13 protein-coding genes are annotated in these 13,914 nt (G+C 62.8%); 8 read left to right on the top strand and 5 right to left on the bottom strand.

The genetic code is table 11. The features are described 5' to 3' along the window. Positions 1–409: 409 nt before the first annotated feature. Complete coding sequence (locus tag CVS29_RS05165) at positions 410–1,549, top strand: serine hydrolase domain-containing protein (RefSeq protein WP_110105251.1); 1,140 nt, start codon at positions 410–412, stop codon at positions 1,547–1,549. A 121-nt stretch (positions 1,550–1,670) separates the two neighbouring features. Here the strand turns inward: CVS29_RS05165 and CVS29_RS05160 are convergent, their stop codons facing one another. From CVS29_RS05160 to CVS29_RS05140, 5 genes are read right to left on the bottom strand one after another with little or no spacing between them, the layout of a single operon-like run. Continuing rightward, positions 1,671–3,086, bottom strand: coding sequence for a dihydrolipoyl dehydrogenase family protein (locus tag CVS29_RS05160; RefSeq protein WP_110105250.1), 1,416 nt, complete (start codon positions 3,084–3,086; stop codon positions 1,671–1,673). A gap of 9 nt (positions 3,087–3,095) precedes the next feature. Then, on the bottom strand, positions 3,096–4,040 hold the full coding sequence (locus tag CVS29_RS05155; protein ID WP_110105249.1) for an ABC transporter substrate-binding protein: 945 nt from the start codon (positions 4,038–4,040) through the stop codon (positions 3,096–3,098). Between the two features lie 40 nt (positions 4,041–4,080). Beyond that, positions 4,081–4,857 carry an ABC transporter permease gene (locus CVS29_RS05150; RefSeq protein WP_110105248.1) on the bottom strand — a complete coding sequence of 259 codons (777 nt, stop codon included), beginning with the start codon at positions 4,855–4,857 and terminating at the stop codon, positions 4,081–4,083. Next, positions 4,854–5,522 (bottom strand): ABC transporter permease, encoded by a 669-nt coding sequence (locus tag CVS29_RS05145; RefSeq protein WP_110105247.1) that lies wholly within the window; start codon positions 5,520–5,522, stop codon positions 4,854–4,856. Before CVS29_RS05145 ends, CVS29_RS05150 begins: the two co-directional genes overlap by 4 nt. Next, entirely contained in the window at positions 5,522–6,595 is a 1,074-nt protein-coding gene (locus CVS29_RS05140; protein ID WP_110105357.1) for an ABC transporter ATP-binding protein, read from the bottom strand. Before CVS29_RS05140 ends, CVS29_RS05145 begins: the two co-directional genes overlap by 1 nt. Before the next feature lie 281 nt (positions 6,596–6,876). Here CVS29_RS05140 and CVS29_RS05135 point away from each other — a divergent pair, with 281 nt between their 5' ends. The 7 genes from CVS29_RS05135 (at position 6,877) to CVS29_RS05105 (ending at position 13,857) form a co-directional block, all read left to right on the top strand. Next, positions 6,877–7,893, top strand: coding sequence for a glutathione S-transferase family protein (locus CVS29_RS05135; RefSeq protein ID WP_110105246.1), 1,017 nt, complete (start codon positions 6,877–6,879; stop codon positions 7,891–7,893). 69 nt (positions 7,894–7,962) lie between these two features. Next, complete coding sequence (locus CVS29_RS05130; protein ID WP_110105245.1) at positions 7,963–8,484, top strand: MarR family winged helix-turn-helix transcriptional regulator; 522 nt, start codon at positions 7,963–7,965, stop codon at positions 8,482–8,484. Between the two features lie 199 nt (positions 8,485–8,683). Beyond that, entirely contained in the window at positions 8,684–9,739 is a 1,056-nt protein-coding gene (locus CVS29_RS05125; protein WP_245932070.1) for an iron-siderophore ABC transporter substrate-binding protein, read from the top strand. Between the two features lie 12 nt (positions 9,740–9,751). Further along, on the top strand, positions 9,752–10,900 hold the full coding sequence (locus CVS29_RS05120) for a FecCD family ABC transporter permease (RefSeq protein WP_110105243.1): 1,149 nt from the start codon (positions 9,752–9,754) through the stop codon (positions 10,898–10,900). A 107-nt stretch (positions 10,901–11,007) separates the two neighbouring features. Further along, on the top strand, positions 11,008–11,967 hold the full coding sequence (locus tag CVS29_RS05115; protein ID WP_110105356.1) for a FecCD family ABC transporter permease: 960 nt from the start codon (positions 11,008–11,010) through the stop codon (positions 11,965–11,967). A gap of 1 nt (position 11,968) precedes the next feature. Next, complete coding sequence (locus CVS29_RS05110) at positions 11,969–12,868, top strand: ABC transporter ATP-binding protein (RefSeq protein WP_245932069.1); 900 nt, start codon at positions 11,969–11,971, stop codon at positions 12,866–12,868. Further along, positions 12,865–13,857 (top strand): siderophore-interacting protein, encoded by a 993-nt coding sequence (locus CVS29_RS05105; protein WP_110105242.1) that lies wholly within the window; start codon positions 12,865–12,867, stop codon positions 13,855–13,857. The genes CVS29_RS05110 and CVS29_RS05105 overlap by 4 nt, the downstream gene beginning before the upstream one ends. Positions 13,858–13,914 lie beyond the last annotated feature (57 nt).

The following is a 13,914-nucleotide window of genomic DNA, read 5'->3' as shown; positions in this document are numbered from 1 at the left end:
CCAGATCGTGTACCCCGCATCCGGGTATCCACGCATCCGGGTATCCGGGTATCCCGGGTCCACATGCTGGCGGACCAGGCTGCGGTGCCCGTCAGCACCGAGCCGGATGTCGCTGCGGTGCCCGTCAGCACCGAGCCGGATGTCGCCGCGGCGCCCCCGGCATCAACGGCCCACGCCGAATCGGTGCCCTGCCCGATTTTCACGGCCTCATTCCCATAGTGAATGCTGAGCCCCGGCTCCTGCTCCGCGGCTGCCGCGAGCCGACGCCGGACTGTGGCCCAACCTTCGGGGCCGGTGGTGCCGGGGAGAGCTCAGGGCGTTTCACGGCGGGCGCACCGGCCGGCCCCGAGTGGGGATGGTGCCGGGACATTGCTGCCCATAAGTGTCTAGAAGTCCTTAGAGTGGAGGCATGACACATTCACTGCCACGCGGCGCCGGTGCATCCCAAGGTTTGACCACAGAGAAGTTCACCAGCGTTCGTGAACTTTTTGATTCCATGCTCGACGCCGACCCTCGCTACAGTGCGCAACTGGCCGTCTACGTTGCGGGGGAGAAAGTAGTGGACCTGGTGGGTGGCCCGGATTCCTCTGCCAATTCCCTCACGGGCGTGTTCTCCTGCTCTAAAGGCGTCTCCGCCCTGGCATTCAGCCTGCTGGTCCAGGACGGTTTGGTGGATTTGGACGCCACAGTTGCTAGTTACTGGCCCGAATTTGCGCAGAACGGCAAGGCGTCCGTGACGGTGCGTCAACTGCTCTCACACCAGGCGGGATTGGTGGGGGCCCAGGGTGGCTTCGCCATGGAGGAATACAGTGACCTGCCCGCTGTCGCTGCCCGGTTGGCCGCCATGGCACCCATGTGGCGCCCTGGCAGCGGCACGTTTGGTTACCACGCGCTGACCATGGGCGTGTTCCTGGAGGAGTTGTGCCGCCGGGTTTCGGGGGAGCGGCTGCAGGACGTGTACAACCGCCGCATCCGTGTGCCCTTCGCCGCCGACATGTTCCTGGGGCTGCCGGAGTCGGAAGAGTCACGTTTCCGTCCCGTACTCTTTGATGAGGAGGCTCCCCCGGCCTTTTTTGACCCGTTCTGCCTTGCTGGAGTCTCCGGCAATGTGCAGGCAGGAAACTTACTGGAACTGCCCAATGTGCGCAGCGTCCGGGCCGCAGGCAGTTGCAGCGGAGCCGGCGTAGGCTCCGCTGACGGGCTGGCCCGCGTGTATGCGGGTGCCATCACCGGAATTGAGGGCCAGCCGGCTTATCTAACCCCGGAAACGATTGCCCTCATGAGCCAGGAACAGGTGTGGGGGCTGGACAGGGTCTTTTGCGACACTGGTGCCTTCGCCATCACGTTCATGAAAGCCCACCCGCGCATGGACTTTGGCAGTGCCCAAGCCTTCGGCCACGATGGCGCCAACGCAGCACTGGGCTACGCTGACCCGCTGTACGGGATTGGATTTGGCTACGTGCCAGCCTGGAATGAGGAAGGCTCCACCACCGGCCGGGCCATGCAACTCAGCGCAGCCGTCCGCCAGGTGTTATTAGCTGGCAACTGATCTCCAGGCTCCGCATCTGCTGCCATTGCCTCTGGTGCCATGGCCACTGCTGCCATTGCCACTGCTGCCATGGTCACTGTGGCGATGTGCCCCAGCGTCTAGTCCATGCTGCACGGGAGCATCAGTGAAGGTTTTTGAGGGCTTCCGGGATGGCCCGGTGGAACGTGGGGTAGGCGTAAATCATGGATTCCAGCGTGGAGACGGGGATCCGCGCATGCACGGCCAGTGTCAGCATGGACAGCACCTCCCCGCCCATGGGCCCCACAGAAGTGGCGCCCACTAAAACTCCCGCATCGGCGTCTTCAATGACCTTGATGAATCCGTCGTTGCCTGCGCCATGGATCCAGCCGCGGGCGGACTCGCTCACCTTTGTCAGGCCTACCCGCACCGACAGGCCGGCGTCCCGGGCTTGGCTCTCGGTCAGGCCCACTACGCCGATCTCCGGATCCGTAAACGTCACGCGCGGCACGGCGTGGTTGTCTGCGGTGCCCCGGTCCGCTTGTTCTAAATGGCGGGCCAGGATGTGCCCTGCAACAATATTTCCTTGATACATGGACATGTGGGTGAATGCTCCGGCCCCTGCAGCGTCACCAATCAGGTAGAGCCCATTCGCTAGTTGTAGGTACTGATCGAGCGCGGGGGCGCCCTTTAGATCCCAGCTGATTTCTGCCGCTGACAGGCCCACCTCTGCCAGAGCCTGGGCGCGTCCGGTGGCCACGAGCAGTTGCTCGGCCCGCAGAGATGAGGGGGAGATGCCGTCGGAAAAGCTCAGCTGGAAACGGCCCTGCGCATGCGTCACCGACGTGAGCGCCTTATTTGTCAGGATCTTCACGCCCTCGTTGCGTAACACCGAGGCCAGCAGTTCGGAGGTCTCCGGTTCCTCCCGTGTGAGCAGGCGTGACCCGCGCAGCACCATGGTCACCTTGGTGCCAAAACGGGTGAAGGCCTGTGCCAACTCAACAGCGATGGGTCCCCCGCCCCACACAACCATGGAGGCAGGGGCATCCGCGGCCTGGACCGCCTCCCGGTTAGTCCAAAACGGCGTCCCAGCAAGGCCCGGCACCTCCGGAACCGCAGGATTCGTGCCCGGGTTGAGCACTATGGCTAGCCTGGCGCGGAAGGTGCGGTGGCCGCCGTCGTGCGTGGAAACAGTGACCTCACGGGGACCAGTGAGCCGGCCCGTGCCACGCACCAGCACGCCGCCCTTGGCCGTAAACCGCTCGGCGGCTACCGTGTCATCCCAGTTATCGGTGCCCTCGGTACGGATGCGCCGGGCCACTTGAGTGAAATCCGGTGCCACCTCAACGGTTCCGGCGAGGTCTGGGATACGCAACGCCTCGGCCATGACATTGCCTGCCCGGATCATCATTTTGGACGGGATGCAGCCATAGTACGGGCATTCCCCGCCCACAAGCCGGGCCTCAACACCCACCACGGACAAGCCCGCGGCAGCCAGCTCACCGGCAACCGATTCGCCGCCCGGACCCATGCCGAGCACCACAACATCAACAGTTTCGGGCTTGTTCTTGGAGGCCATGAGAGTTCCTTACTTGGTGATGCCCTTGTCCTTGAGCCACTGTGCCGCGGCATCCTTAGGGTCCATCTTCGCTGTGCCGCTCACCTGATCGTTGAGTTTGATCAGATCTTCCGTGGTCAGGAGGGAGGAAACCTTGTTCAAAGCGTTCTTGGTTGCGTCATTGACCGAGGCGGTCTTTATCACGGGCAGAACTTGCTGTGCCAGCCAGTTGTTCTTCGGGTCGGTCAGGACCACCAACTTGTTGGCCGGGATGGCAGGGGACGTGGTGAAGATGTCTGCCACCTGGATCTCATTGTTCAGGAGCGCCTTGATCGTCAGCGGCCCGCCACCGTCACTGATCGGTGTGAACTTTTTTGGCACGCAGTTATAGTTTGCCTTCAAGCCGGGGAGCCCGTAGGAGCGGGTGGCGAATTCCGGAGGGGCACCGATGGTCAGCTCGCTGCACACCTTCGCCAGATCCTCAATGGAGGTCAACTTGTACTTGGCGGCGGTCTCTGCGGTGACCACCATGGCGTCCTTGTCCTCTGCCTTGGCGGCATTCAGCACGGAGAGGCCCTCGGGCATGGCAGCCGGCAAGGCAGCGAGAACCTCTTCGGCCGTGGTGGCCTTGGTGTTCTCATCAAAATAGCCCAGCAAGTTCCCGCTGTAGTCCGGGATGATGTCAATGGAGCCGTCTTTAACCGCGGTGATGTAGGCCTCACGGGCGCCAATGTTCAGCTTTGTGGTGGCGGTAACGCCTGCGGCATTGATTGCGCCGGCATAAATTTCTGCCACCGTGGCGCTTTCGGGGAAGTTGGCGGAGCCCACAACTACCGATTCGCCACCGCCAGCGGGTGCGCTGCTGTCACTGGCCAGCGGATCTCCGCCGCCACAAGCCGTCACTGCTAGTGCCACGGAGAGGCCAGCTGCCGCCCCCAGGATGGCCCGGCGGGTGGGTCGCAAGTGCTTGTTCATGTTCTAACTCCTCTAGATGAGACTGCATAAATCGACGTGACTAACGGGTTGGTGCCGGTTCTGCCAGCTGTGCCTGTGGTGCCGACACTTGGGTGGGAGCGGCGGAACGCTGCAACCCGGGAGAAACAATAAGCCGTTGGGCCAAGACTAGTAGCCCGTCCAAAGCTATGGCCAACCCGGCAATTACCACTGCGCCGCCAAGAACTTGACCGTAGTCCTGCACCGCCAAGCCGTCAATGATGTACCTGCCTAAACCGCCAAGGCCCAAGAGTGCCACCACTGCCACTGTGGAAACAACTTGCAGGACCGCTGAGCGGAAGCCGCCAAGCATCACTATCAGCCCGTTGGGTACCTCTACTCCGAAGAGGATCTGCGGCTCGGTCATGCCCATGCTGCGTGCGGCATCAACCAAGTCCCGCTCAACGGAGGAAATTCCGGCATAGGTGGCACTCACAATGGGCGGCACCGCCAACAACACCAGTGACCAAATGGCTGGCATGAGAGACAAGGTGGAGGTGGCAATCAGGGCAAACAATGTCATGACACCCAAAGTTGGCAGGGCCCGGAGCATGCCGGCGAGGGCAATGATGATGGCACGCCCCCTGCCCGTGTGCCCCACATACAGGCCCACCGGAACCGCGATCACTAAGGAAATTACCAAGGTCAGTCCGGTATAACCCAGTTGTTCCAACACGCGTGTGGGCACTCCCATGGGTCCTTGCCAGTTAACCGGATCGGTGAGCCACTGCCAGCCCTGGGCGAAAGCGCCAGAAGCAGTGTATTTCGTGGCCGGAAGCAGCATTGCTGTGGCACTCATGCGATCACCTCCATGGTCTGCGGGGACGCCTTGCTGGCCCGCAACCACGGTGTCAGCAAGCGCTGCAAGAGCACCAAAAGCACGTCCATGAGCAAGGCCAAAATGAGGGTAATGACAATTCCGACCACAATTTCAGTGGGAAAATTGCGTTGCAATCCATCTGTGAAGAAGAAACCCAAACTGGGGATGCCCAGCAGTGAACCCACCGTGACAAGGGAAATGTTACTGACGGAGATAACGCGCAAACCGGCAAATAACACCGGGATTGACAACGGCAGATCCACCGTGAGGAAGCGTTGTAGCGGCCGGTAGCCCATGGCGGTGGCGGATTCGCGGATGGTGCGCTCAACTGAGTTGAGCGCGTCCAGTGTGGAACGGACCAGCAGGGCTACGGCGTAGATGGTCAGGGCAACAATGATGTTGGCGAAGTCCAGTATTTTGGTGCCAAGAATGCTGGGCAGAATCACAAACAGTGCCAGCGACGGGATGGTGTACAGCAGGGAGCCCACGGACAGAATGGTTGCGCCTACGGCCTTATTCAAGCGGGCCAGCTGCGCGAGCGGGATCGCGATGATGACGCTCAAAACAAGCGGCACTACGGACTGAATCAGGTGGTAGCCGGTCAGGTTAAGCACCTGCGGCAGGTTTGCCAGGAACCAGTCCATCAGAGCCGGCCTTCCCGGGCGGCCTCAATGGCTGCCAACACTTCGGAGGCAAGGACGACGCCGGTCACGCGCCCTTCGCTATCAACGGCAACTCCCAGCCCGGAGGGGGAGGACAACGCCGCGTCGAGGGCGTTGCGAAGGGGATCGCCCGCACGGAATAGGGAGCCGCCGGGGATCAGGCCCGTGGTGGCTTTGGCGTTACCGGGACTGGCGGACGTGCTGGGGGCGTGCCAGCCCAGCGGCCGCTGCTCATCATCTACGGCCAGAGTCCAGCCGGATTGCGGTGTTGTTGAAAGCGGTGCCGGGTGCACGGGTGTGGAGGCGCCCGGACTGAAGGAAAGGTGCCTGAAGCCGCGGTCACGGCCAACAAAGTTGGCCACGAAGTCGTCCACGGGGGCGCGCAGGATTTCTTCGGGCGGCGCATATTGAGCAACCCTGCCTCCGGTGGCAAAAACAGCCACACGGTCACCAAGGATGGTGGCCTCGTCAATGTCATGCGTGACGAAGATGATGGTCTTCGCCAGTTCTCGCTGCAGCCGGAGTAGTTCTTGTTGGAGCTCTGCACGGACCACCGGGTCCACCGCGGAGAAGGGTTCATCCATGAGTAGCACGGGAGGATCGGCGGCCAGAGCACGGGCCACTCCAACACGCTGTTGCTGTCCGCCGGAGAGTTGGTTGGGGTAGCGCTTTGCCATCGAGGCAGGCAACCCCACGGTTTCTAGCAGCTCCAAGGCGCGTTGGCGGGCGGGCGCCCGCGGCACTTTGTTCAGGCGCAACACGGTGGAGACGTTATCGATGACTGTGCGGTGGGGGAGTAGCCCTGCTTGTTGCATGACATAGCCCATGGAACGGCGCAGCTCATGGGCGGGGATGCTACTGACATCGCGCCCGCCCACTGTAATGGTGCCGGAAGTGGGTTCCACCATGCGGTTGATCATGCGCAGTGACGTGGTTTTCCCGCAACCTGACGGGCCCACAAAGACAGTGATTTTGCCCGTATCCACGCTCAGGGTGAGGTCCTCAACGGCGGCTTGACCCGGATAGATCTTACTGACGCCGTGAAATTCAACCATGGCACGCCCTGCCTTGCCGATGGTTTCCCGCGCGGAGATGCTGGTGCCGTGCGTTGCTGCCGTGGCTTCTTGTGGCGCCATGGATAGTCCTGACTGTTGCTGATGCTTAGCTTCTGCCAATAGATCATAGGCAAGGGAAAATTTCAGAGTAAAGAGTCATTGTCTGTGACAGCGAACTTACCCCGGATGGATTCAGGCAGCAAACATCGCGGGAGGGGTTCATGAGCTATTCGGAGCGGTAGGTGTGGCCGGATTGGATAGCTGGGGCATAGGCTAATTTTATGGCCACAAAAAGCACCAAAAACGAGACAGAATTCAGCACCAAGGGCGCCTACGTGACGGGAGCACAGTTCACGCGGGACACCAATTATATTGAAACCCGTATTACGCGTGATGGCGCTGATGGCTACCCCGTTGAAGCTGGCCGCTACCGGTTGGTGGTCTCTAGAGCGTGCCCGTGGGCGCACCGCTCCACCATTGTTCGGCGCCTCTTGGGCCTTGAAGATGCCATTTCTATCGGTGTGTGCGGTCCCACTCATGATGTCCGCTCCTGGACCTTCGATCTAGACGAAGGCGGGGTTGATCCGGTTCTGGGCATTGCACGTCTGCAGGAAGCGTACTTCAAACGCACCCCCAACTATCCTCGCGGCATCACTGTCCCAGCCATGGTGGATATACCCAGCGGGGCAGTGGCAACCAACAACTTCCCGCAAATCACCCTCGATTTCTCCACAGAATGGAGTGAATTCCACCGTGAGGGCGCCCCGGACCTGTACCCGGAAGCCCTGCGCGAGGAGATGGAAGTAGTCAACAAGCGGGTCTTCACCGAGATCAACAACGGCGTGTACCGCTGTGGGTTTGCCGGTAGCCAGGAAGCCTACGAGGCAGCCTACAGCCGCCTGTTCACGGCGCTCGATTGGCTCGAGGAGCGCCTGGCAACCCAGCGTTTTCTCATGGGTGAGAGCATTACGGAAGCAGACGTGCGCCTCTTTACTACGCTGGTTCGCTTTGACGCCGTCTACCACGGTCACTTCAAATGCAACCGGAACAAGCTCACCGAGATGCCCGTCCTCTGGGCCTACGCCCGTGATCTCTTCCAAACCCCCGGGTTCGGTGACACCGTGAATTTCGAGCAGATCAAAGCGCACTACTACATTGTCCACACGGATCTGAACCCCACACAGATTGTCCCGGTTGGTCCGGACACCTCGGGCTGGGCCACGGCGCACGGGCGTGAAGCCCTGGGAGGTCGGCCGTTCGGAGCGGGCACTGCGCCAACGCGTCCCATGGATGCCTGAGAGCGTGTGCAGTGTTGAGGGCGCGGGGGGGTGTCCGTGTTGTTGGGCGAGGCGTGAAAAGATGGCGCCATGACAAACACGGAGCCCCGCTGGCTGAATGTGCAGGAGCGCGCCGCGTGGCTCTCCCTGTTGTCCGTAATGACACTGCTGCCAGGTACGCTCGAAGGGGCGCTTCAGCGGGAAGCTAAGCTCTCTCTTTTTGAGTACAACATCCTGGCCATGCTCTCCGAGGCGCAGACCGAGGCGCAGGTGCTGCCCATGAGTGAACTGGCCGCCCGCACCAGCGCATCCCTTTCACGCTTATCTCATGTGGCCAAAAAGTTGCAGGCCCGCGGCCTCGTGGAGCGTTCCGTCCATGCCGAGGACGCCCGGGTAACCGAGGCATCCATTACGGAGTCAGGGATGGAACTCATTCGGGCCTTGGCGCCACTTCATGTGGAGTCCGTGCGGGCCAGCGTGTTCGATCAACTGAGCACGAAGGACGCTGCTGACCTGGCCCGCATTGGCCGCAAGCTGGTACAGGGGCTGGATGAGAGCCATTGGACGTTGCGCCCGGCTCAACCCGCACCTAATTGCCGCGCCGATCCCTGAGGTGCCGTCCAGCTGACTCGGGAGCGTGATGCTAGGCACATTTCAGCGTAAAAATGCCCGAGTTTTTGCCACCACCAAGCCCCGACCGTCAAATAGGCCAGCAAAATGTTGCCTAATCACTTCAAGGTGCCGTAACGTAGCTAAGGCTTGCCTAACTCTGGCGAGCGTAGTTTTGGGGGTTTACGGAATGGGAAGTGCTATGGAATTTACTCGCCGCCAGGGTCTCAAGCTGGGTCTGAGCGCATCGCTCGCCGTATTGGGAGTTGGCTTGGCCAGCTGTTCCACGGGCGCAGTGGGTGGAACTGAGCCGCAGGACACGCAGGCCGCAGCGGATAAATTCCCCGTCACCATCAAGCACATCTACGGCGAGACGCTCATCAAGTCCGCCCCGCAGCGCATCGCCACCGTCTCCTGGGTCAATGACGATATTGTCATTGCCCTGGGTGTGGTCCCCGTTGGCATGCCCACGAATGAATGGGGCGGCAATGCCCAGGGCTCGGCGCCGTGGAAGGATGCCGCGCTGGAGAAGCTCGGCGCCGCCATTGGCACCGAAAAGGCGCCCGTACAGTATTCCGAGGCCGACGGCGTGAACTTCACCGAAATTGCCAAGACCAGCCCGGACCTGATCCTTGCCGCCTACTCTGGCATCACGCAGGAAGACTACGACAAACTCAGCAAAATCGCCCCCGTCATCGCCTTCCCGAAGGACCCTTACGCCACCGCTTGGCAGGATTCCACCACCATGATCGGTGCAGCCCTGGGCCGCTCGCAGGCCGCCAAGGACCTCATTGGTGCCACGGAAAAGACCGTTGCCGAGCAGGCAGCCAAGTACCCCGCCATCAAGGGCAAGACGTTCATTTACGGCAATCTTGAGCCGGCCAAGTCCGACGGCGTCAACGTCTACCTCTCCGGCGACAACCGGCCCAAGTTCCTCACCAGCATCGGCATGGAATTGGCTCCCGTTGTTGTAGAGGCGGAAAAGGGCGCCAAAAACTTCTACCTCCCCTGGTCCGCTGAGAAGGCCAACGAGCTGGTCTCCGACGTCTTTGTCAGCTGGGTGCCGGATGACAAAACCAAGGAAGTCATCGCGAAGGACCCACTGCTGGGACAGATCCCGGCAGTGAAGACGGGCGCCTTCGTGGCCGATTCCGATCAAACCCTCACCCTGGCTATTTCTGCTGCATCACCGCTGAGCCTGCCGTGGGCGCTGGATGCGTTCCTGCCGCAGATCAACACCGCTGCCGAGAAGGTTTAAGGGCCGTATCTTATGGCCAGCGCAGCAGTGTCAGTGAAGGAAGGTACGACGCCGGAGCCAGCCTCCGTGCCCTTCGCCGCTGCCGCTGTGCCCACCCCGGGTCACACAACTGCCGCCAGCCAGGGCTCTAGCCAGCGTTTTTCCACGGTGCCGGCCAAGACGTTTGGCACGCGCCGACGCCTGCTGTGGCTGACTGCCTTGGTGCTCGTCTTGGGCGTGGTGGCCCTGGTGTCGCTGGCCATCGGCGCACGTAGCATCGCCCCCGGCACGGTGCTGGATGCGCTGTTCCATTTTGATCCGGCCAATGGCGACCATGCTGTTGTGCATTCGCGTGTTGTTCGAACCGTGGCCGGGCTCATTGTTGGCCTGTCACTGGGCTTGGCCGGCACCTCCATGCAGGGCGTGGCCCGCAACCCGCTGGCCGATCCGGGCATTCTGGGCATCAATGCCGGCGCCTCATTGGCCGTGGTGGCCGGGATCTTCTTCCTTGGTGCTGCGAACGTCTCCAGCTACCTGTGGTTCGCCTTTGCGGGGAGCGCGGTGGCCGCCGTCGTGGTTTATGCCGTGGCCAGTCTGGGTCGCAGCGGCGCAACTCCTGTGAAACTCGCCCTGGCCGGGGCTGCCATTGCGGCCGGCATGGGCTCGCTCATGAGCGCCATGCTGGTCACGAGCCAGGATTCGCTGGAGCTGTTTCGCCGCTGGCAGGTGGGCGCCTTGGCCGGGAAGTCGTGGGATTCAGTGGTGGCGGTGCTGCCGTTTGTGGCCGTTGGTGTCGTGATCCTGCTGTGCACGGGAAGGCTGCTGAACATGCTCGCACTGGGTGATGACATGGCCCGCGGTCTGGGCCACCGGCCAGGGCTGGGGCGTGCCATTTCCGCCGTCGGCATTGTGCTGCTCTGCGGCTCCGCGACGGCGCTCGCCGGCCCCATTGGGTTCATTGGACTCGTAGTTCCGCACCTGCTGCGCGGACTGGTGGGCCCGGATTACCGCTGGCTGCTGCCGCTTTCACTGCTGGGCGCACCCGCCATTTTGCTGGCTGCCGATGTTGTGGGCCGGGTCATTCTGCTGCCCAGTGAGGTGCCTGCCGGGATTCTGGCCGCGCTCATTGGTGCCCCGGTGTTCATTGCCGTGGTGCGGCGTGGAAAGCAGGCAGAGCTGTGAGTGTCCAGACTGCTGTCAAAGGGCATGGCAAGACTGCGTCCACTGTGGTGGGTGGCGCCTGGGTGAGGGATGCGCGGAAGGCGCCGCGCCGGCGTCGTGCCTGCCTTATGGGCACCATGGCTGCTCTGGTGTTTGCGCTGTTGGCCGTGAACATCCTGCTCGGCAGCTACACCGTCACCATCCCCGACTTCTTCGCCATGCTCGGCGGGAAGACCATCCCCGGGGCGAGCTTTATCGTCATGGAAAACAAGCTGCCGCAGGCGCTGTTGGGAATGCTGGCTGGGGCGTCGTTCGGCGTGGCCGGTGCCGTGTTTCAGACCATGCTGCGCAACCCGCTTGCCAGCCCGGACATCATTGGCATCAGCTACGGGGCAAGTGCCACCGCGGTTGCCGCCGTGGTGCTGTTCGGGGTGCGCGGGGCGGGTGTTTCGGTGGCCGCGATCATCGGTGCGCTACTGGTGGCCCTGGTCATCACGGCCCTGGCGCGGAGGCGTGGCGGCACAGGCCTGATCCTGATCGGGATCGGCGCTGCAGCATTCATGCAGGCCGTGGTCACGTTCTTAATGTCGCGCGCGGACGTCAGCAATGCGCAGGAGCTCATGGTGTGGCTGACCGGTTCGCTGAACTCCGCCAACTGGGAGCGGGTGGGCCTGCTGACCATTGCCCTTGTGGTGCTGGCACCATTCGTGGCGGTGGGTTCGCGGGAACTGCGCGGGCTCTCGCTGGGCGGTGATACGGCCGCGGGCCTGGGCTTCAATGTGCCGCGTGCCCGGCTGCTGCTGACCATTCTCGGCGTGCTGCTCGCGGCACTGCCGACGGCGGCTGCCGGGCCCATTGCCTTCGTGGCGTTCCTGTCCGGACCCATCGCCAAGCGGCTGAACGGGGGAGCGGCGTCGCTGCCTCTATCCGGTTTAGTGGGGGCCGCAATAGTGCTCGCAGCCCACTTTGTCGCCGTCAATGCCATACCCGGAACGTCCCTGCCCGTGGGTGTTGTCACCGGTGCGCTCGGTGCGCCGTTCCTGCTGTGGCTGCTCATTTACACCAACCGCGCCAACCAAGGAGGCTGACATGGCCATGCGCCCAAACAACCCGGATGCGATGCCCCCGGTAGCAACCCTGAGTGCCACCGGCCTCTCGCTAGGCTACGGCGAGAGGACCATTGTGGCGGACCTGGACGTGGAACTGCCGGCAGGGAAGGTGACCATCATTGTGGGCGCCAACGCCTGCGGCAAATCCACGGTGCTGCGCGGGTTGGCCAGGCTACTCAAGCCAGGTGCCGGCGTCGTCCATCTGGACGGGGAGGATATTCACAAGGTCCCCACCCGTACCCTGGCCCGCAAGCTGGGCATCCTGCCGCAAACGCCCACCGCACCGGACGGCATTAGCGTGGCCGACCTTGTGGGGCGTGGGCGCAGTCCGCACCAGGGCTGGTTCCGGCAGTGGAGCACGGCGGATGATGACGCTGTGGCTGCCGCGCTGAACGTCACAGGTACGGCGGAACTTGCCGGGCGCAGCATTGACGAACTCTCCGGCGGGCAGCGCCAACGCGTCTGGATTGCCATGGCGCTCGCGCAAGAGACCGATGTGCTGCTGCTGGATGAACCCACCACGTACCTTGATTTGGCGCACCAGGTGGAGGTGCTGGATGTGGTCTCGGAATTAAATGCGCGGCGCGGGATTACGGTGGCCATTGTGCTGCACGATTTGAACTTGGCCGCGCGCTACGCCGATCACCTGATTGCCATGAAGGACGGGGCAGTGGTGGCTCAGGGTGCGCCCGAAAAGGTCATGACGGCGGAGCTGGTGCAGAAAGTGTTTGGGCTTGAATCCGTGGTGGTGGCCGATCCCGTGGTGGGCACGCCCATGGTGGTGCCCATTGGGCGCCGGGCCGCACTGCTGGCGGAAGCTGCGGCGGCGAAATTGCAGGGTCTTGAGAGTGTGCCCGAAGTGGAAGGAGTGCAGGCATGAGCGCAGCAGTTGAGGAACAGAACGGGGAAGTCGGCACCGTGCAGGCGGACGAGATCCGGCCCATCAGGGCGTTTGACCTAAAAGTCAGTGCGGTGGCACAGCTGAGCTCGCACTTCCGTCGCATCACCTTCCGTGGGGATGACCTGGCATTGTTTGGTGCCAACGCAGCCGGGCAAACGCTGGATTTGCGGATCAAGGTCATGATCCCCTCGCCCGGGCACGCATTGCCGCAGCTGAGCCATATCCGCGGCTCCCTGCAGAACGACTGGTACACACAATGGCGCGCCCTGGACGAGTCGGTGCGCGGGGTTATGCGCACCTACACCGTCCGGGCCTTGCGCCGTGCGGTGCCCGCTGCCGGTGGCCGCCCTGCCGTTCCGGCCGAGCTGGATGTTGACTTTGTGCTGCATCTCGACGGCGGCTCGGGTCCGGCCGCCGAATGGGCCGCGGCTGCCGCGCCAGGGGATCCCATGATGATCATTGGTCCGTGCTCCCGGTGGGGAGATTGCGTGGGCATTGAGTATGCGCCGGGCGAGGGCCGCCGGATGCTGCTGGTAGGGGACGAAACGGCCGTACCCGCCATTGCCGCCATCCTGGAAAGCATGCCGGAGCACGCCACCGGCCACGCAGTCCTGGAAGTGCCCACCGCCGAGGATTTCCTGGACCTGGCTGTCCCGCCTGGGGTTGAGGTCCGCTGGTTTGCTCGGGGGGAGAAGCCGCACGGTCAGGCGTTAGTGGCGGATGTGGAGGCTCTTATTGCCCCTGCCGCCTGCGAACGCGGAGAGGAGCCCGAGGACGTGGACATCGACGCCTCCATCCTGTGGGAGACCCCGGCCGCAAGCCCCGGCCACGGGCTTTACGCTTGGCTTGCGGGGGAAGCGGCCACCATCCGGACGCTACGCCGCTACTTAGTGCGGGATGTGGGGATGGACCGTAACGCCGTCGCCTTCATGGGCTATTGGCGCAAAGGCCAAGCGCTCCCCGGCTGACCCGAAGAACCGACGCTATCCCACCTTCGGGGCGTTTCTGACAAACGCTATCCCACT

This window comes from Arthrobacter psychrochitiniphilus (assembly GCF_003185915.1).
Taxonomy (GTDB): Bacteria; Actinomycetota; Actinomycetes; order Actinomycetales; family Micrococcaceae; genus Specibacter; species Specibacter psychrochitiniphilus.
Note: the sequence above shows the minus strand (reverse complement) of the source record. Positions and strands in the feature narration are given on the sequence as shown.

What these genes read in the sequence shown, in the direction of transcription:
- CVS29_RS05165 (WP_110105251.1), top strand. Translation starts at nt 410, where the DNA reads ATGACACATTCACTGCCACGCGGCGCCGGTGCATCCCAAGGTTTGACC.
- CVS29_RS05160 (WP_110105250.1), bottom strand. Translation starts at nt 3,086, where the DNA reads ATGGCCTCCAAGAACAAGCCCGAAACTGTTGATGTTGTGGTGCTCGGC.
- CVS29_RS05155 (WP_110105249.1), bottom strand. Translation starts at nt 4,040, where the DNA reads ATGAACAAGCACTTGCGACCCACCCGCCGGGCCATCCTGGGGGCGGCA.
- CVS29_RS05150 (WP_110105248.1), bottom strand. Translation starts at nt 4,857, where the DNA reads ATGAGTGCCACAGCAATGCTGCTTCCGGCCACGAAATACACTGCTTCT.
- CVS29_RS05145 (WP_110105247.1), bottom strand. Translation starts at nt 5,522, where the DNA reads ATGGACTGGTTCCTGGCAAACCTGCCGCAGGTGCTTAACCTGACCGGC.
- CVS29_RS05140 (WP_110105357.1), bottom strand. Translation starts at nt 6,595, where the DNA reads ATGGTTGAATTTCACGGCGTCAGTAAGATCTATCCGGGTCAAGCCGCC.
- CVS29_RS05135 (WP_110105246.1), top strand. Translation starts at nt 6,877, where the DNA reads ATGGCCACAAAAAGCACCAAAAACGAGACAGAATTCAGCACCAAGGGC.
- CVS29_RS05130 (WP_110105245.1), top strand. Translation starts at nt 7,963, where the DNA reads ATGACAAACACGGAGCCCCGCTGGCTGAATGTGCAGGAGCGCGCCGCG.
- CVS29_RS05125 (WP_245932070.1), top strand. Translation starts at nt 8,684, where the DNA reads ATGGAATTTACTCGCCGCCAGGGTCTCAAGCTGGGTCTGAGCGCATCG.
- CVS29_RS05120 (WP_110105243.1), top strand. Translation starts at nt 9,752, where the DNA reads ATGGCCAGCGCAGCAGTGTCAGTGAAGGAAGGTACGACGCCGGAGCCA.
- CVS29_RS05115 (WP_110105356.1), top strand. Translation starts at nt 11,008, where the DNA reads ATGGGCACCATGGCTGCTCTGGTGTTTGCGCTGTTGGCCGTGAACATC.
- CVS29_RS05110 (WP_245932069.1), top strand. Translation starts at nt 11,969, where the DNA reads ATGGCCATGCGCCCAAACAACCCGGATGCGATGCCCCCGGTAGCAACC.
- CVS29_RS05105 (WP_110105242.1), top strand. Translation starts at nt 12,865, where the DNA reads ATGAGCGCAGCAGTTGAGGAACAGAACGGGGAAGTCGGCACCGTGCAG.